We start from the raw sequence: 18580 nt of genomic DNA on the forward strand, positions 1-18580 counted from the left end.
ACCGATATGTGGCGCGCTACAACAATGTAAGGCGCCACAGCTACAACGGTTACCACTCGCCGGTAGCGGCAGAAAAGATGGCGGCGTGAGAACCGAAAACAATGTCCAAAATTACTGGACCAGATCAGCTCCGCTCCTACAGGGGAATGGGGGGTGTAGTTACATCTCGGATATAACGATAGTCCGCATCGATATAAGTGGTTATAAGAAAAATCGCTATGCTGCGGGCCAGATTTCTCCTGCGGTCTTTGTGGACGTATCAATGGAATTAGTGAACATCGGGTTGGTCATTGCCGGGTTGGTCGTTGGCTTTATTGTCGGCATGACTGGCGTTGGTGGCGGGTCGTTGATGACCCCGATTCTGCTGTGGTTCGGCATCAACCCCGCGACGGCGGTCGGTACCGATCTGCTGTACGCGGCGATCACCAAATCCAGTGGCGTGCTGGTTCACAGGAAAAACAACAACATCGATTGGGCGATTACGGGTTGGCTGACTCTTGGCAGCGTGCCGGCCGTGGCGTTGACGCTGTGGTTCCTGAGCAGTTTGCACACCGCGCCAGAAACGATGAATGCCATCATCAAACAGGCGCTGGGCTTCGTCCTGTTCGCCACGGCGTTGGCGATTCTCTTCAAGAAGCGCCTGCTTGAGTTTGCGCACAATTGTGCCGGTGGTAACTACAACCCCAGTGGCAAACGCCTCAACGTGATGACGGTCATCACCGGCCTGGTGCTGGGCACCATGGTTGCGCTGACGTCCATCGGTGCTGGCGCCCTTGGCACCGTGGCATTGTTCATCCTGTATCCGCTGCTGCCAACCCGTCGCCTTGTCGGCACGGAAATCGCCCACGCCGTACCGCTGACCCTGGTCGCCGGGCTTGGCCATGCGAGCATGGGCAACATGGACTGGCACGTGTTGGGTTACTTGCTGATCGGTTCGCTACCCGGTATCTGGTTGGGCAGTCATTTGACCGGCAAGATTTCCGATGAAGTACTGCGTCCTTGCCTGGCGACGATGTTGGTGATGATCGGTTACAAACTGGCGTTCTGATTCCCACTGATTCGCCAGTGTCACTCGCGGGTGAATATCTCCAGCAGATGCCCGTCCGGGTCATCGAAGTACACTCGCCGTCCCCCGGCGTATTCATTGATTTCCTTCGGCTTCTGCTTGCCCGGGTCCGCCCACCACGGCTGGCCGTGTGCTTGCAGGCGCGCGAAGGCCTTGTCGAAGTCGTCTTCACCAATCAAGAACGCATAGTGCTGGGACGCAATCGGCGGCTCGTTGTTGTAGAAATCCAGCGACACGCCGTTGTCGAACTTGACGATCAGCATTGGGCCGAAAGGCTCGGGGGCGGGCAGGCCGAGGAGTTCGGCGAGGAAATTCGCCGATATCTGCTTGTTGCGACACCAGACGATGGTGTGGTTCAGCTGAGCGCTCATGGAGAAGTCCTCACGGCGATTCAGGTGGATCGACAGGAGCTTTGAGATTAGCCCAGCCTGTTGCGCAATGACCGCCCTGACCTAAGCTTGGGTCAAGGCGAAACACATTCGCGGTGCGTCACCCGGAACGAACGTCGCGATGCGCAATCATTAGAGCGTGGTTATCAAAAGGAGATGCGCATGCTCATCAGGTTTTTGACCCTGACAACCTTGCTGGCTTTCGCCGGTCCCTTGCTCGCAGCCGAAAGTGATTCACCGTTGGACATGGATAAAGGCAGGTTCCGGCCACTGATTGTCATTGCGCCCAGCACCGTCGACCCGGTCTGGGCGGGCCTGAAAAAGTCGCTGAACGATCCGGCTAACAAGGAGGGTATCGCCCAGCGCAATATCAGGGTGTACAGCGTGCTGAACATGTTCGGGCAACTCGACGGCAAGGATCTCGGTCAGCAGGACACCATGGCACTGATACGCGCCCTGAAACTCGGTGCGGGGGCGTTGCCCAAAGTGATCCTGATCGGCAAGGACGGCGAGAAGAAGCTTGAGAGCTCGGGGGATGAATCAAAGTCGGTCGATTTGAAGAAGATTTTCGACACCATTGACGCCCTGCCAGCGGCAGAGAAAGAAGCCCCCGCGCCCACGGTAGCGCTCCCCGTTGTAGCCGATCCGGTCAAAGATGCCCAAGGCACCAAGGCTGCCAAGCATGGAAAATCGGGCAAACCCGCCAAGGTTCCGGAAATGCCGGATGACTGACACTCCACCGAACCCCTGTGGTTATCAGTTATAGCGATACCCGACTGTCACGATCACCCATTTTTTTTGCCGGTGAAGTATCCGCCTTCATTGGCTTCGGAAATTTCCTTCAAGTCGTGTAGCACTTGATGAACTGGTGCCCTACAGCGCGCACCGCTAGCCTTTATGGAAGTCCGCGATATTGAGGGACCCAAGGACGAAAACACCCGTGGAAAAAAGGAGCCTCGCCTGTGAAAAAGTTAAGCAAACCTCAACAACCGCAAACCCCAACCGATGCCGATCATCCCGCTCCCGCGAAGGTGTGCGAAACCGCAAAAGTGGCGGTCACGCAGCGCCCCAGGCGTGTTTCTTCGCCCCAGCAGATATTCGCCATTGCCCCCGGCGTCGACACACTGACCCTGCTAAAACAAGCCTGCGAAACCCTCGCGTCACTGAATGCCCTGCTCGAGAATTTTGCCGCAAAACTGGAAGGGCCGAACCGCGGTGAAGTGTTTTCGATTCAGCAGTTGGCGATGGTCGCCGAGTTGTTGGTGACTCAGGTGCGGGACAATCTTGCTTCGCGTGACGATGCGTCTGCCGGCCAGCCAGTGACTCGGCATTAAGCAGGCATCCAACGAAAATGGACGACCTCAAAGGGTCACCCATTTTTAGCCGCCTGCAGCTGCTACAGGGGCCGGGGTTGCTTGAGGAGTTTTTGAAACTCTTCCACCGGCAACGGCCGGCTGTGTAAATACCCCTGATAAAAATCGCAACCCAGCCCCTGCAAAAACTCCAGTTGCTCCGGCGTTTCCACCCCTTCGGCAATCACTTTCAGCTCCAGGCTGCGAGCCATGGCGACAATGGCGCGGATGATCTCGGCGTCGTTCGGATCGGTAGTAGCGTCGCGAATGAATGACTGATCGATTTTCAGGGTGTCGACCGGCAAGCGCTTGAGGTAGGTCAGTGAGGAGTAGCCGGTGCCGAAGTCGTCCATCGCGAAACTCACGCCGAGTTTTTTCAGGCGGCGCATTTTGTTGATGGTGTCTTCCAGGTTCTGGATGACGATGCCTTCAGTGATTTCAAGTTTCAGCAGCGAGCAGGGCAGTCCGTGGCTGGTGAGGCAGTGTTCGATACGCTCGACGAAATCGGTTTGACGAAATTGCCTCGGGCTGATGTTCACGCACAGGCTGAAGCTGAGCGGGTTGACCAGGCCTTTGGCGACCAGCTGTTTGAAGGCCCCGCAGGCTTCGTCGATTATCCAGGTGCCAACTTCAAGAATCAGGCCGCTGTCTTCCAGCACCTTGATGAACTCGGTCGGGGATTGCGCGCCAAGTTCCGGGTGATCCCAGCGCACCAGCGCTTCGGCGCCGACAATGCGATTGCCCCGGGCGTCGACCTGAGGTTGGTAATGCACATGAAATTCTCCCCGGGAAAGGGCCAGGCGCAGGTCGGTTTCCATGCGCAGGCGTTCGCTGGCGGCCTTCTGCATGGCGTTGTGATACATCTGCGAGGTGTTGCGACCCGAGTCCTTGGCGCGGTAAAGCGCGATGTCGGCGCGTTTGAGCAGGTCGGTCGGGGTCGAGCCATGGTCCGGAATCAGTGCGATGCCTATGCTTGGTGTCACTTGCAGGCGCTGGCCATCGAGGAACATCGGCTCCGACAGCAGTTCTCGTAACGTGTCGGCCTGTTCTTGAACCTCAGCGCTGACTTCATTGCGCGAACCTTCCAGACCGCTGAGCAACACCACAAATTCGTCACCGCCCAGCCGCGCCACGGTGTCTTCCATGCGCACGCTGGCTTCCAGTCGCGCGGTGATGATTTTCAGCACCGTATCGCCGACCGGGTGACCGAGGGAGTCGTTGATGTGCTTGAAGTGATCGAGGTCCAGGAACAGCAACGCACCCCGCAGATTATGGCGCTTGAGTAAGGCGATTTGCTGGCTCAGGCGGTCCATCAGCAAGGCGCGGTTGGGCAGGTTGGTCAGGGGGTCGTGGTAGGCCAGGTGACGGATTTGCGCTTCGGCGTTTTTCAGCAGGCTGACGTCGCGAGCCGTCAGCAACAGGCAGGCGGTTTCGTTGAGGGTGATCGGCTCGACCGAGACTTCGACGGTCAGCAACTCCCCGCCTTTATTGCGCCCGAGCATTTCCCGGTGATGCACACGGCCCTTGATCTGCAGCTCGGTCAGCAATGCGGAACGTTGTTTCTCTTCGGCCCAAATGCCCACTTCATACACCGTACGACCGATCACTTCTTGCGCGCGGTAGCCGGTCAGGCGGCAGAAACCGTCGTTGACCTCCAGATAACGCCCGGTATCGCGCTCGGTAATGGTGATGGCGTCGGGGCTTGAGTGGAACGCCTTGGCGAACTTCTCTTCACTGGCCTTGAGCGCCGCTTCGGAGCGTTGCTGGTGGGAGATATCGCGCAAGGTGGTGACGATGCAGGGTTGGTTGCCAACACTGATCTGGCGGCTGGAAATCACGCAGGTCAGGGATTGCCCGTCCTTGTGCTGGGCGACGATGTCGACATTGTCCAGCCCTTGTTCACGGATGATCTGTTCGATCCGTTGAGGGCTGTTCGCCGCCGCGTCCCACAGGCCAATCTCGTCGGCGCTGTGGCCAATCACTTCGGCGGCGCTCCAGCCAAAGGTCTGGGTGAAACTGGAGTTGATCTCGATGAACTGGCCGGTGTCCTGGTCTGTCACGCAAATCGGGTCCGGGCTGACCTGGAACAGCGTGGCGAATTTCTCTTCGGAAGCCACCAGTCGCTGTTCGCGCTCTACCTGATCGGTGATGTCCAGCAGGGTGCCGGCCATGCGCAGCGGCAAGCCGTTTTCATCGCGGTAGAGGCGGGCGCGGCTTTCCAGGTAGCGCGAACTGCCGTCCGGCAGTTGTACACGGTAGGTCAGTTGATAATTGCCGGCCGGGCCTTCGCGCAGGCTGCGATAGGCGTTGCGCATGGTGTCGCGATCTTCGCCCGGCACACCTTCGAAAAAATCGTCGAAGGATTCATGGAAGGGTTTGGCCTCCAGCCCGTGCAACTGCGCGGCCCGCGCCGAGCCGTAGAGCATGCCGCTGGGAATGTGCCAGTCCCAGGTGCCGAGTTGCGCCGAATCCAGGGCGAGGTCGAGACGCTCCTGGCTGTCCTTGAGGGCTTGTTCGGCGATTTTGCGTTCAGTGGTGTCGAGGAAGGTGCTCAGCAAATACGGCTGGCCCTCGAGTTCAACCTTTTGTGCACTGAGGATGCCATTGTGGATCTGTCCGTTGCTGGCACGAAACTGTACTTCCATGCTGATCAACCCACCTTTGGCCTTGGTGGCCATGGCCAGTTCGGCGCGTTGCTCTGGGTGCACCCAAAGGCCCAGTTCCAGCGTGGTGCGGCCTATCGCGTTTTGCACCGGCCAGCCGAACAGGCTTTCAAAGTACTGGTTGGCTTCGGTGATCAGGCCGTCTTCCAGGCGGGTCAGCAACACCATGTTCGGGCACAGGTGAAACAGCGTGGCGAAGCGTTTTTCCGAGCTGCTCAGGGCTTGTTCGCGCTGACGCTGGTGAGTGATTTCGCGGATGACACCAATCATGCGTGGCCGACCGTTCATGTCCGGCAGCAGGCTGCCGCTGATTTCCAGCCAGTGCAGGCTGCCATCGGGCCAGCGGATGCGGTGGCGCATCGCTTGTGCAAGGGGGGCGCCGGCAATCACGGCATCAAACGCCCGGACGGTTTTCGCGCGATCTTCCGGCGGCACCAAATCGAGGTATTGCAGGTCTGCGGGCAATGGCACATGCGGATCGAAACCAAACAGCGCCTGAGTCCCCCGTGACCAGCTGATCTGTCCGCGCTCGATGTCCCAACACCAGGCACCCAGCCGAGCGCCGTTCAAGGCGGCGAGCAATTGTGGCGCGCTTTGCCAGCTCAGCTCGGACCGTTTAGGGTCAAGTGCCTGAATGCGCGGCATCGAGGGGATTCGGTCAACAGATTTCGGCATTGGCAACAGGCCTTGGGCGGAAATGGGCGTTAAGCGTAGAGTTTTTCGGCTCTATAGGCGTAGTACACGTTAGCCCTGAGTCCCTGGCAGATCGATTTGTGCATCCAGCAAAGCCATAAATGCCCTTGCTGCATTCGATAGCGTCCTTTCGGTGTGTAGGATATAGCCTAGCTTGCGAGTCAGTTGTATGCCGGGTAAGGGTATTCGCGCAACCTGTTCATCCAGCATCGTGCGCGGCAATACGCTCCAGGCCAAGCCGATTGAGACCATCATCTTGATCGTTTCCAGATAATTGGTGCTCATGGCGATGTTCGGTGTCAGGCCTTGCGCCTCAAACAGCCGCTGAACGATGTGATGAGTAAAGGTGTTGCCGCCGGGGAAGACCGCCGGGTGCAGGGCGATATCTGCCAGACTCACCGGGCCGTTGCTGATCAGCGAATGCTCCGGGGCAACCACGAAATCCAACGGGTCGTCCCACACCGGCGTCGCCTTGACCAGCGTGTGCGGCTCCGGCGCCAACGTAATCACTGCCAGCTCCGCGCGGCCATGGAGGATTTCTTCGTAGGCCACTTCCGAATCGAGGAACTGAATATCCAGCGCCACTTGAGGGTAACGCCGGGTGAACTCCCTTAATAAGGGTGGCAAACGGTGCAGGCCGATATGGTGACTGGTGGCCAGGGTCAGACGGCCGGACACTTCGCCGGTCAGATTGGTCAGGGCGCGCCGGGTGTCGTCCAGCACGTTCAGTATCTGATAAGCCCGAGGCAGCAGGGCGCGGCCAGCCTCGGTCAGGCCGACTTCACGGCCCAGGCGATCAAACAGCCGAACCTTCAGTTGCTGCTCCAGCCCGGCGATGCGCTTGCTGATCGCCGGTTGAGTCAGGTGCAGCCGTTCACCTGCACCGGAGAAGCTCCCGGTCTCGGCAATCGCGATAAAGGCATTGAGGTTGGCCAGATCCATTGTTGTATTCCAGTTGGTTATCCAAAGCATAAAAAATATGAATTTGAGTTATTTAATGTAACCCCCTAGGATCGACCTCACAAGCCAAAGGGTTATTGAAGCGTTCAAGACCCAGGGCATAGAAACAAGCTGATGAGGAAACCGTCTGATGGCCGGCAAAACGCTCTACGACAAGCTCTGGGATTCGCATTTGGTCAAACAGCGCGACGATGGCTCGGCGCTGATTTATATCGATCGTCACATCATCCACGAAGTGACCTCGCCGCAAGCCTTTGAAGGCCTGCGTCTGGCCGGGCGCAAGCCTTGGCGAATCGATGCCAACATCGCGACCCCGGACCACAACGTACCGACCACACCAGAGCGCAAGGGCGGCATCGAAGCCATTGTCGACGAGGTCTCGCGTTTGCAGGTTCAGACCCTCGATGACAACTGTGATGAATACGGCATCGTCGAATTCAAGATGAACGACATTCGCCAAGGCATCGTCCACGTTATCGGCCCGGAGCAGGGCGCGACTTTGCCGGGCATGACCGTGGTCTGCGGCGACTCCCACACCTCGACCCACGGTGCGTTCGGTGCCCTGGCTCACGGTATCGGCACCTCCGAGGTCGAGCACGTGCTCGCCACTCAGTGCCTGGTCGCCAAGAAAATGAAGAATATGCTGGTGTCGGTCGAAGGCCAATTGCCGTTCGGCGTGACAGCCAAGGACATTGTCCTTGCCGTGATCGGCAAAATCGGCACCGCTGGCGGTAATGGCCATGCCATCGAATTCGCCGGTAGCGCGATTCGTGACTTATCCGTTGAAGGCCGCATGACCATCTGCAACATGTCCATCGAGGCCGGCGCACGCGTTGGTCTGGTGGCAGCGGACGAAAAAACCGTGGCCTACGTGAAGGGCCGTCCATTCGCCCCGAAAGGCGCGGAATGGGACTTGGCCGTCGAAGCGTGGAAAGACCTGGTGTCGGATAAAGACGCCACGTTCGACACCATCGTTGAGCTCGATGCGACCCAGATCAAGCCGCAAGTCAGCTGGGGCACCTCGCCTGAGATGGTGTTGGCTGTCGATCAGAACGTTCCGGACCCTGCGAAGGAAATGGACCTGGTCAAACGCGATTCGATCGTTCGCGCCTTGAAGTACATGGGTTTGACCGCCAATCAGGCGATCACCGACATTCAACTGGATCGCGTGTTCATCGGCTCCTGCACCAACTCGCGGATCGAAGACTTGCGCGCAGCCGCCGTGATCGCCAAGGGCCGCAAAGTAGCGTCGACCATCAAGCAGGCCATCGTGGTGCCGGGCTCGGGTCTGGTGAAGGCGCAGGCCGAAGCGGAAGGTCTGGACAAGATTTTCCTCGAAGCCGGTTTTGAATGGCGTGAGCCTGGGTGCTCGATGTGTCTGGCGATGAACCCGGACCGTTTGGAGTCGGGCGAGCATTGCGCTTCGACCTCCAACCGCAACTTCGAAGGCCGTCAGGGCGCCGGTGGTCGTACTCACCTTGTCAGCCCGGCGATGGCCGCCGCCGCTGCTGTAAACGGTCGTTTCATCGACGTCCGTGAATTGATCTGAAGGAGCGCAGCATGAAAGCTTTTACCCAGCACACTGGTCTTGTCGCGCCTTTGGATCGTGCCAACGTCGATACCGATCAGATCATTCCGAAGCAGTTTTTAAAGTCGATCAAGCGCACGGGTTTTGGCCCGAACCTGTTCGATGAATGGCGTTATCTGGATGTGGGGCAACCGTATCAGGACAACTCCAAGCGTCCGCTGAACAAAGACTTTGTCCTCAACGCCGAGCGTTATCAAGGCGCCAGCGTTTTGCTGGCTCGTGAAAACTTCGGTTGCGGCTCCAGCCGTGAACACGCGCCGTGGGCGCTGGAAGAGTACGGTTTCCGCAGCATTATCGCGCCGAGCTACGCCGACATCTTCTTCAACAACAGCTTCAAGAACGGCTTGCTGCCGATCATCTTGAGCGACGCTGAAGTGGATGAGCTGTTCCAGCAGGTTGAAGCGAATCCTGGCTACCAGTTGCAGGTTGATCTGCAAGCCCAGACCGTGACGCGCCCGGACGGCAAGGTGTTGAACTTTGAGATTGATGCGTTCCGCAAGCATTGCCTGTTGAACGGTCTGGACGATATCGGCCTGACGTTGCAGGACCATGAGGCGATTGCGACGTTTGAGGCCAAGCACCGGGCGAGCCAGCCGTGGTTGTTTCGCGACGCTTGATTTTGCGTAAGGCGTGATGCCGCTTTCGCTGGCAAGCCAGCTCCTACCAGGACAGCGTAATTCCTGTAGGAGCTGGCTTGCCAGCGAAGAGGCCCACCCAGACAACACAAGACTAAACCCTGAAAAAGGAAGTCCCCATGACCAGCACCGCCCCGCACAGCCAGGTAGTCCAAAAGCAATTCGGTGAACAGGCCTCGGCCTATCTGAGCAGCGCCGTTCACGCTCAAGGCACCGAATTTGCACTGCTACAGGCCGAACTGGCCGGGCAGGGCGATGCTCGGGTATTGGACCTGGGCTGCGGCGCCGGCCATGTGAGTTTTCATGTGGCCTCGCTGGTCAAGGACGTGGTGGCCTACGACCTGTCCCAGCAAATGCTCGATGTGGTTGCCGGTGCTGCCGTTGATCGTGGCTTGAGCAACGTATCGACGGTCCTCGGTGCCGCCGAGCGCCTGCCGTTCGCCGATGGCGAGTTCGACTTCGTGTTCAGCCGATATTCGGCGCACCATTGGAGCGATCTCGGCCTGGCTCTGCGGGAAGTTCGTCGGGTGCTGAAACCGGGTGGCGTGGCGGCGTTCATCGACGTGTTGTCACCGGGTAGTCCGTTGTTCGACACTTACCTGCAAAGCGTCGAAGTGCTGCGCGACACTAGTCACGTGCGCGATTATTCCGCCGGCGAGTGGTTGCGTCAGGTCAGTGAAGCGGGGTTGCATACCCGCAGCACCACGCGTCAACGGCTGCGTCTGGAGTACACCTCGTGGGTTGAGCGCATGCGCACACCTGAAGTGATGCGCGCTGCCATCCGCGAGTTGCAGCAGTCGATGGGTAATGAAGTACGCGAATATTTCGAGATTGAGGCCGATGGTTCGTTCAGTACAGATGTGCTGGTACTGATTGCAGAACGATAAGCTCCGGACGATAGAATTTTTCCGGGTGCGCCCCTGGGCGCACCGACTGATGACATGAGGAAAGCATGAGCAAGCAGATTCTGATTCTCCCGGGTGACGGTATTGGCCCGGAAATCATGGCCGAAGCGGTCAAGGTGCTGGAGTTGGCCAGCGACAAGTACAGCTTGGGCTTCGAGCTGAGCCACGACGTGATCGGCGGCGCGGCCATCGACAAGCACGGCGTGCCATTGGCCGACGAAACCCTGGAGCGTGCGCGCGCAGCCGACGCTGTGTTGCTGGGTGCCGTGGGCGGCCCGAAATGGGACACCATTGAGCGTGACATCCGCCCTGAGCGCGGTCTGCTGAAAATTCGTGCGCAACTGGGCCTGTTCGGCAACCTGCGTCCGGCGATCCTGTACCCGCAACTGGCCGAGGCTTCGAGCCTGAAGCCGGAAATCGTGGCCGGCCTGGACATCCTGATCGTTCGCGAACTGACCGGCGGTATCTACTTCGGCGCGCCACGCGGCACCCGTACCCTGGAAAACGGCGAGCGTCAGTCCTACGACACCCTGCCGTACAGCGAAAGCGAAATCCGCCGCATCGCCCGCGTCGGTTTCGACATGGCCATGGTCCGCGGCAAGAAACTGTGCTCGGTGGACAAGGCCAACGTGCTGGCGTCCAGCCAGCTGTGGCGTGAAATCGTCGAGGAAGTGGCCAAGGATTACCCGCAAGTCGAACTGAGCCACATGTATGTCGACAACGCCGCCATGCAACTGGTGCGTGCGCCGAAGCAGTTCGACGTGATCGTCACTGACAACATGTTCGGCGACATCCTGTCCGACCAGGCCTCGATGCTCACCGGTTCCATCGGCATGCTGCCGTCGGCGTCCCTGGACACCAACAACAAGGGCATGTACGAGCCGTGCCACGGTTCGGCGCCGGACATCGCCGGCAAGGGCATCGCCAACCCGTTGGCGACCATTTTGTCGGTGTCGATGATGCTGCGTTACAGCTTCAACCAGCAGGCTGCGGCCGATGCCATCGAGAAAGCCGTGAGCCTGGTGCTGGACCAAGGCCTGCGCACGGGCGACATTTGGTCGGCAGGTTGCACTAAAGTCGGTACGCAAGAAATGGGCGACGCAGTAGTCGCCGCGCTGCGGAATCTGTAATCTCTCGGGCCCGCTGCCACTTTCAACTTCGAAAGCAGCGGCCCACTTTTTAAGAAGGTGTAGTTGCGATGAAACGTGTAGGTCTGATCGGTTGGCGCGGTATGGTCGGTTCCGTGCTCATGCAGCGGATGCTGGAAGAGCAGGATTTCGATCTTATTGAGCCGGTGTTTTTCACCACTTCCAATGTCGGTGGCCAAGGCCCGTCCGTGGGCAAGGACATTGCTCCGCTCAAGGACGCTTACAGCATTGAAGAGCTGAAAACCCTCGACGTGATTCTGACCTGCCAGGGTGGCGACTACACCAGCGAAGTATTCCCCAAGCTGCGCGAAGCCGGCTGGCAGGGTTACTGGATCGACGCCGCTTCCAGCCTGCGCATGCAGGATGACGCGGTCATCGTCCTGGACCCGGTCAACCGCAAGGTCATCGACCAGCAACTGGATGCGGGCACCAAGAACTACATCGGTGGCAACTGCACCGTCAGCCTGATGCTGATGGGCCTGGGCGGTCTGTTTGAAGCCGGTCTGGTCGAGTGGATGAGCGCCATGACTTATCAGGCGGCCTCCGGTGCCGGCGCGCAGAACATGCGTGAACTGATCAAGCAAATGGGCGCGACCCACGCTGCTGTCGCGGATCAACTGGCTGACCCGGCCAGCGCCATCCTCGACATCGACCGTCGTGTGGCCGAAGCCATGCGCAGCGAAGCGTACCCGACCGAAAACTTCGGCGTACCGCTGGCCGGCAGCCTGATCCCGTGGATCGACAAGGAACTGCCGAACGGTCAAAGCCGCGAAGAGTGGAAGGCCCAGGCCGAGACCAACAAGATCCTCGGTCGCTTCAAGAGCCCGATCCCGGTTGACGGCATCTGCGTGCGCATCGGCGCCATGCGCTGCCACAGCCAGGCGCTGACCATCAAACTGAACAAAGACGTGCCGATCGCCGACATCGAAGGGCTGATCAGCCAGCACAACCCTTGGGTCAAGCTGGTGCCGAACAACCGCGACATCAGCATGCAGGAGCTGAGCCCTACCAAGGTCACCGGCACCCTGAACGTGCCGGTTGGCCGTCTGCGCAAGCTGAACATGGGTTCGCAATTCGTCGGTGCCTTCACCGTCGGCGACCAACTGCTGTGGGGCGCGGCCGAACCGCTGCGTCGCATGCTGCGGATCCTGCTTGAGCGTTGATCGATTGAAGCAATAAAAGAACCCGTGCCTTGAAAGAGGTGCGGGTTTTTTGGTTGTTGGGGGTCTGTTAAGCCGCCATCGCGAGCAAGCTCGGCTCCTACAAGTGCGACACCGATCCTGTACGAGCCGAGCTTGCTCGCGATGAGGCCGGCACAGACACCACAAATCCCCGGCAGAAATTGCCTGCACGCCACCCACCCGGTAAAGTGCCGCTCCCCCCGTTTCGCCTGAGGTAGAACCATGAGCCAGTCCTTTGATATCGCCGTGATCGGCGCCACCGGTACTGTCGGCGAAACGCTGGTGCAGATTCTTGAAGAACGCGACTTTCCGGTCGGCAACCTGCACCTGCTGGCGAGCAGCGAATCGGCCGGTCATTCGGTGCCGTTTCGCGGCAAGAATGTGCGGGTGCGGGAAGTCGATGAGTTCGATTTCAGCAAAGTCCAGTTGGTGTTTTTCGCGGCTGGCCCTGCGGTGACTCTCAGTTTTGCGTCGCGCGCTAGCGCCGCCGGTTGCTCGTTGATCGACCTGTCTGGCGCTTTGCCGGTCGATCAGGCGCCGCAAGTGGTACCGGAAGCCAATGCCGAGGTGTTGGCTGGCTTGAAAAAGCCATTCCAGGTCAGCAGCCCCAGCCCGTCGGCCACCACCCTGGCCGTAGTGCTGGCGCCGTTGCTTGGGGTGATCGACCTGCAGCGGGTCAACGTGACCGCCAGCCTGGCGGTCTCCGCCCAAGGGCGCGAAGCGGTGACGGAACTGGCCCGGCAAACCGCCGAGCTGCTGAATGTGCGTCCGCTGGAGCCGACGTTCTTCGATCGGCAAATGGCCTTCAACCTGCTGGCTCAGGTCGGCAAGCCGGATGAGCAAGGCCATACGCTGCTGGAAAAACGCATGGTGCGTGAGTTGCGGCAGGTGTTGGCGCTGCCGTCATTAAAGATTTCCGTTACTTGCATTCAAGCCCCGGTGTTTTTTGGCGATAGCTTCAGTGTGACCTTGCAGTCAGCGAGTGCTGTCGACCTGGCGAAAGTCAACGCGGCGCTGGAAGATGCGCCCGGTATCGAGCTGGTCGAGGCCGGCGATTACCCGACCGCAGTGGGCGATGCGGTGGGGCAAGACGTGGTGTACGTCGGTCGGGTTCGCAGCGGTATCGACGACCTGTCGGAACTTAATGTGTGGCTGACGTCAGATAACGTACGCAAAGGCGCCGCGCTGAATGCTGTGCAGGTGGCTGAATTGTTGATAAAAGACCTGCTGTAAAAGATACTTGGCAACAATTTGCAGAATGATTCTAACCGGGCGCTATGCTTGGCCGCGGTGCTAAAGGAAAGCCACCTTGCGGGGCTTTGCGGAGCATGCAAGAAATGATCGCGCGCGATGACACGTCGACGCCGCGCGCAATGCCTGACGGCAGCGACTATCAAGACCTTCTCGCTGGCCGAGGAATGTTTAAACAAAGGATGAGGCTATGGTTCAAGTTCGCAAACTGGTGTTAGCAATTGCGGCCGCCTCGGCGCTGTCCTCCGGCATGGCACATGCCCTCGGGCTCGGGGAATTGACCCTGAAGTCGACGCTGAACCAACCCTTGGTGGCGGAAATCGAGCTGCTTGACGTCAAGGACCTTACGGTTGCCGAAGTGGTGCCGAGCCTGGCCTCGCCCGAAGACTTCGCCGCGGCCGGTGTCGACCGCCAGGCATTTCTCAATGACCTGACCTTCACACCGGTGCTCAACGCCAGTGGTAGAAGCATCCTGCGTGTGACTTCCAGCAAACCCCTGTCCGAACCGATGGTGAAATTCCTCGTTCAAGTGATGTGGCCAAACGGTCGGCTGCTGCGCGATTACAGCGTGCTGCTCGATCCGTCCAAATTCTCGCCGCAGACTGTTGATGCGGCTACGCAGCCAGCGCCGACTCAAACCGTCACCGCCCCGGTGACCGGTGCGACTAAACCGACTCAACACACCACCTCGCCGCGCGACACCCTGTGGGAAATCGCCGCGAAGGCGCGCAACGGTGGCTCGATTCAGCAAACCATGCTGGCCATCCAGGCGTTGAACCCGGATGCCTTTATCGACGGCAACATCAACCGCCTGAAAACCGGTCAGGTGCTGCGCCTGCCGGATCAGGCACAAACCACCAGCCTGCCACACCCCAAGGCAATCGCTGAAGTAGCCGCGCAAAACACCGCGTGGCGCCAGGGTCGTCGTTATGTGGCGAAACCCGGCACCGGCCAGCAACAACTCGATGCCACCAAGCGTGGTAGTGCTGACGCCGGTACTGCACAAGACTCCAAGGACAAGCTGAGCCTGGTCTCGGCCGAATCCGGCAAGGCGGGTGGCAAAGGCGCTGCGGGCGATGCCAAGAATCTGAGCAACAAGCTGGCCGTGACCCAGGAAAGCCTCGACACGACGCGTCGTGACAACGCTGAACTGAAAAGCCGCATGACTGATCTGCAAAGTCAGGTGGACAAGCTGCAACGCCTGCTCGAGCTGAAGAACAATCAATTGGCCAAGTTGCAGGCCGAAGGTGCGGCGGGTGCACCTGCTGCAACGGCTGCTCCGGCCATATCGGCTGAGTTGGCAGCTGACCCAACGACGGCTCCGGCTGACGTAGCACCGACTCCGGCAGCACCTGCGCCAGAAGCAGCTGCCGCTCCTGCCGAACCGACAACCGAGCCGGCACCGGCTCTCTCCGACAACCAGAAATTCAACGAGCTGCTGTCCAACCCGGTGCTGTTGGGACTGATCGGTGGCGGTGCGGTGGTTCTCGCGCTCTTGCTGCTGTTGCTGGCACGTCGCCGCAAAGCTCAGCAAGAAGCCGATAAACACCTGCGCATGGCCCGTGCCTTGTCAGAAGGGCAGGATTTGTCCTTTGACAGCGACCTGTCGGATAGCAGTTTCGACGGTCTGGAAGTTCCGCCACCGAGCGCAAAATTCGCCACTGCGCCGACCCCGGCACCTGCGCCAGCACCAGTGATTGCGCCGGTTGTAGTAACTGCGCCAATAGCTGCACCGCTGGTGTCGCCTGCAGCCGAGCCTGATGACGATGTGCTGAGCAAGGCGCAGTCGCACATCACTGCCGGTCGCCTGAACCAGGCTGCCGCGTTGCTGGAAGACGGCATCAAGCAAGAACCGCAACGCAGTGAGCTGCGTTTGAAACTGATGGAGGTTTACGGTCAGCAGGGCGATCGTGATGCGTTCGTTGGTCAGGAGCGCCAGCTGGTCGCCAACGGCGACAACTTTGCCCAGGTCGAAAAACTTAAATCGCGCTTCCCGGCTATGGCCGTGGTCGCCGCAAGTGGTCTGGCCGCAGCGGCTATCGCCGCAGAGCTGGACGCTCAGTACGTCAAAGACTTGCTGCTGGACGAGCCGCAAGCCCCGGCACCCGTCGATGACGACTTCGACAGCGCTTTCGACTTGAGCCTGGACGACCTGGAAGTCGCTTCACCGGCTGTGGTTGCGCCAGAAGCAGACGCATCGACTGAGCTGGACGAGTTTCCGCTGGATGACGATTTGAGCTTTGAATCGGTATTGCAGCAGCAAACCGACATCAAGGAAAACCTCGACGACCTGTCGGACTTCGATCTGGACATGGATCTGGGCGCAGATCCGTCGCCGGCCATTCTCGCCGAAGACGACTTCCTGCTGGATCTGGACGAAGGCGTGAAGGATTTGCCTGTCGTGCCTGAAGTGCCGCAGGACGATCTGGAGCTGCCTGCCGATTTTGACCTGTCGCTGGCTGATGAAATGGACGTGACCCCGGCCGAGCCTCGCGCCACTGAGATTCCGGACGCTTTTGAAGCTGAGCTGGATGACGTCAATGACGAGCTGGATCGTCTGTCCCAGAGCATTGGCGAACCGAGCTTTACCGCAGAAGACGCCATGGCTTCGGCGGCTGACGAGCCGGACTTCGACTTCCTCTCTGGTACGGATGAAGTCGCTACCAAGCTCGATCTGGCCCAGGCCTACATCGACATGGGCGACAACGACGGCGCACGGGACATCCTCAATGAGGTGGTGACCGAGGGTGATGCCGGGCAGAAGAGCGAAGCCAGGGAAATGCTTTCGCGTCTGGCTTGAGTGATCAGGCAGGAGTAAAGAAAACGGCAGCCCATTTAGGCTGCCGTTTTTGTTTTCGCGATGAGCCGGCGGTGTTGGGGCTATTGCTTTCGCGAGCAGGCTGCTCCCACAGGGTATGCATTTCAATGTGGAAGCGAGCCTGCTCGCGAAGAGTCCATCACATTTGACATGGATGTTGAGGCCAATTAACAAAAGACATACGCCTCTGGCGTCCCGCTCCAGCGGCCTTATAATGCCCGCCTTTGCGCACATCAGCAGGCTGTCACCCCTTGGCAAATATAGATAATCCGGCTGCCGAAATGGCGGCCGATGGCTTTTTCCGGATCGCATTGGGCGTTGAATACAAAGGCTCGCGCTATCGTGGCTGGCAACGCCAGGCCAGCGGCGTGCTCACTGTGCAGGAAACCCTTGAGAAAGCCTTGTCCAAAGTCGCCGACTCACCGGTGTCGCTGCTGTGCGCCGGACGAACGGACGCTGGTGTGCATGCGTGCGGTCAGGTGGTGCATTTCGACACTCAGGTCGAGCGTTCGATGAAGGCCTGGGTCATGGGTGCCAATATCAATTTGCCGCACGACGTCAGTGTCAGCTGGGCCAAGGTCATGCCGGCGCATTTTCATGCGCGTTTCAAGGCTATTGCCCGGCGCTACCGCTACGTGATCTACAACGATCAGATCCGGCCGGCGCACCTCAACGAAGAAATCACCTGGAATCACCGCCCGCTGGACGTTGAACGCATGGCTGAAGCGGCGCAGTACTTGGTGGGTACGCATGATTTCAGTGCGTTCCGCGCCGGGCAGTGTCAGGCCAAGTCGCCGATCAAGGAATTGCATCACCTGCGAGTCACGCGTCACGGCAAGATGATCGTGCTGGACATCCGCGCCAGTGCGTTCCTGCACCACATGGTGCGCAACATTGCGGGCGTGCTGATGACCATCGGTACCGGCGAGCGCCCGGTGGAGTGGATGAAGGAGGTGTTGGAAAGCCGCATTCGCCGTTCCGGCGGGGTGACGGCGCATCCGTTCGGCCTGTATCTGGTGCAGGTCGAGTACCGTGATGAGTTCCAATTGCCCGAACGTTACATTGGCCCACACTTCCTGACCGGTTTCACGGAACTTGACGGCTGACGCCCTCGAATGCATTTGTTACCATCCGGGACTTTCCCGGATTTACCCTGAGGATTTATCGACATGTCTGCCGTTCGCAGCAAGATTTGCGGGATCACCCGCATAGAAGATGCGTTGGCGGCGGTCGAGGCCGGGGCCGATGCCATCGGGTTTGTGTTTTACGCCAAAAGCCCCCGGGCTGTGACGTTTCAGCAGGCGCGCGACATCATCAAGGCGCTGCCGCCTTTCGTCACCACCGTGGGTTTGTTCGTCAATGCCAGTCGTTGCGAGCTGGGCGAGCTGCTCGATGCCGTGCCGCTGGATCTGTTGCAGTTCCATGGCGACGAAACGGCCGCCGAGTGTGAAGGCTGGCACCGGCCGTACATCAAGGCGCTACGGGTCAAGGCGGGTGACGACATCGCGGCAGCCTGCGATGCGTTCCCCAGCGCCAGCGGTATCCTGCTCGACGCCTACGTTGAAGGTGTACCGGGTGGAACTGGTGAGGCATTCGACTGGTCCCTGATACCGCAAGGCTTGAGCAAGCCGATCATTCTGGCGGGCGGTTTGACCCCCGAAAACGTCGCTGGGGCGATTACCCGGGTCCGGCCTTACGCCGTGGACGTCAGCGGTGGGGTAGAAGCAAGCAAGGGCATCAAGGATCATGCAAAGATTCAGGCATTCATCAAAGCGGTACGTACCTTGATGTGACGGCTGGCAGACTGCCGCCGTCCACAGGCATGGCTGAGGATTTATGGGTTGTACGCAGGTCGCTTTCGCTGACCCGGCCACCCGACCAATCATCGCCACACATATGAATTTAGCTCAAGGGCATACGCGGGGCTGCGA

The 18580-nt window shown here is 59.4% G+C and carries 15 protein-coding genes; 12 read left to right on the top strand and 3 right to left on the bottom strand.

What is annotated here, in order from left to right:
* Window positions 1–262: 262 nt before the first annotated feature.
* Window positions 263–1048, top strand: coding sequence for a sulfite exporter TauE/SafE family protein (locus tag KGB06_RS01645; RefSeq protein WP_223511443.1), 786 nt, complete (start codon window positions 263–265; stop codon window positions 1046–1048).
* Window positions 1049–1068: 20 nt separating this feature from the next.
* On the opposite strand, the gene KGB06_RS01650 is transcribed toward KGB06_RS01645, so the two are convergent.
* Window positions 1069–1437 carry a VOC family protein gene (locus KGB06_RS01650; protein WP_223511444.1) on the bottom strand — a complete coding sequence of 123 codons (369 nt, stop codon included), beginning with the start codon at window positions 1435–1437 and terminating at the stop codon, window positions 1069–1071.
* Window positions 1438–1617: 180 nt separating this feature from the next.
* Between KGB06_RS01650 and KGB06_RS01655 the strand changes: the two genes are divergently transcribed.
* Together KGB06_RS01655 and KGB06_RS29960 are read left to right on the top strand one after the other, a co-directional pair.
* Window positions 1618–2187 carry a DUF4174 domain-containing protein gene (locus KGB06_RS01655; RefSeq protein WP_223511445.1) on the top strand — a complete coding sequence of 190 codons (570 nt, stop codon included), beginning with the start codon at window positions 1618–1620 and terminating at the stop codon, window positions 2185–2187.
* A gap of 230 nt (window positions 2188–2417) precedes the next feature.
* On the top strand, window positions 2418–2789 hold the full coding sequence (locus KGB06_RS29960; RefSeq protein WP_223511447.1) for a DUF6124 family protein: 372 nt from the start codon (window positions 2418–2420) through the stop codon (window positions 2787–2789).
* 62 nt (window positions 2790–2851) lie between these two features.
* On the opposite strand, the gene KGB06_RS01665 is transcribed toward KGB06_RS29960, so the two are convergent.
* Both KGB06_RS01665 and KGB06_RS01670 read right to left on the bottom strand, forming a co-directional pair.
* Window positions 2852–6145 (bottom strand): EAL domain-containing protein, encoded by a 3294-nt coding sequence (locus tag KGB06_RS01665; RefSeq protein WP_223511449.1) that lies wholly within the window; start codon window positions 6143–6145, stop codon window positions 2852–2854.
* A gap of 69 nt (window positions 6146–6214) precedes the next feature.
* Entirely contained in the window at window positions 6215–7105 is an 891-nt protein-coding gene (locus KGB06_RS01670; RefSeq protein WP_223511450.1) for a LysR family transcriptional regulator, read from the bottom strand.
* 148 nt (window positions 7106–7253) lie between these two features.
* Here KGB06_RS01670 and leuC point away from each other — a divergent pair, with 148 nt between their 5' ends.
* From leuC to KGB06_RS01715, 9 genes are all read left to right on the top strand, one after another.
* The gene (gene leuC, locus KGB06_RS01675) at window positions 7254–8672 is read left to right on the top strand and encodes a 3-isopropylmalate dehydratase large subunit (protein WP_223511451.1); all 1419 of its coding nucleotides are present in this window, start codon (window positions 7254–7256) and stop codon (window positions 8670–8672) included.
* Window positions 8673–8683: 11 nt separating this feature from the next.
* Entirely contained in the window at window positions 8684–9328 is a 645-nt protein-coding gene (gene leuD, locus KGB06_RS01680; protein ID WP_007944116.1) for a 3-isopropylmalate dehydratase small subunit, read from the top strand.
* Window positions 9329–9465: 137 nt separating this feature from the next.
* Entirely contained in the window at window positions 9466–10233 is a 768-nt protein-coding gene (locus tag KGB06_RS01685; RefSeq protein WP_223511452.1) for a class I SAM-dependent methyltransferase, read from the top strand.
* Between the two features lie 65 nt (window positions 10234–10298).
* Window positions 10299–11381 carry a 3-isopropylmalate dehydrogenase gene (gene leuB / locus KGB06_RS01690; RefSeq protein ID WP_123434394.1) on the top strand — a complete coding sequence of 361 codons (1083 nt, stop codon included), beginning with the start codon at window positions 10299–10301 and terminating at the stop codon, window positions 11379–11381.
* A 68-nt stretch (window positions 11382–11449) separates the two neighbouring features.
* Window positions 11450–12562, top strand: a complete 1113-nt coding sequence (asd, locus tag KGB06_RS01695; protein ID WP_007944112.1) for an aspartate-semialdehyde dehydrogenase — start codon at window positions 11450–11452, stop codon at window positions 12560–12562.
* A gap of 240 nt (window positions 12563–12802) precedes the next feature.
* Window positions 12803–13813 carry an aspartate-semialdehyde dehydrogenase gene (locus tag KGB06_RS01700; RefSeq protein WP_223511453.1) on the top strand — a complete coding sequence of 337 codons (1011 nt, stop codon included), beginning with the start codon at window positions 12803–12805 and terminating at the stop codon, window positions 13811–13813.
* Window positions 13814–14021: 208 nt separating this feature from the next.
* Window positions 14022–16631 carry a FimV/HubP family polar landmark protein gene (locus tag KGB06_RS01705; protein WP_223511454.1) on the top strand — a complete coding sequence of 870 codons (2610 nt, stop codon included), beginning with the start codon at window positions 14022–14024 and terminating at the stop codon, window positions 16629–16631.
* A gap of 299 nt (window positions 16632–16930) precedes the next feature.
* Complete coding sequence (truA, locus tag KGB06_RS01710; protein ID WP_223511637.1) at window positions 16931–17755, top strand: tRNA pseudouridine(38-40) synthase TruA; 825 nt, start codon at window positions 16931–16933, stop codon at window positions 17753–17755.
* Between the two features lie 63 nt (window positions 17756–17818).
* Entirely contained in the window at window positions 17819–18442 is a 624-nt protein-coding gene (locus tag KGB06_RS01715) for a phosphoribosylanthranilate isomerase (RefSeq protein WP_223511455.1), read from the top strand.
* The last annotated feature ends 138 nt before the right edge of the window (window positions 18443–18580 follow it).

Origin of the sequence: Pseudomonas sp. GL-B-19 (assembly GCF_019956415.1) — a bacterium.
GTDB lineage: Bacteria > Pseudomonadota > Gammaproteobacteria > Pseudomonadales > Pseudomonadaceae > Aquipseudomonas.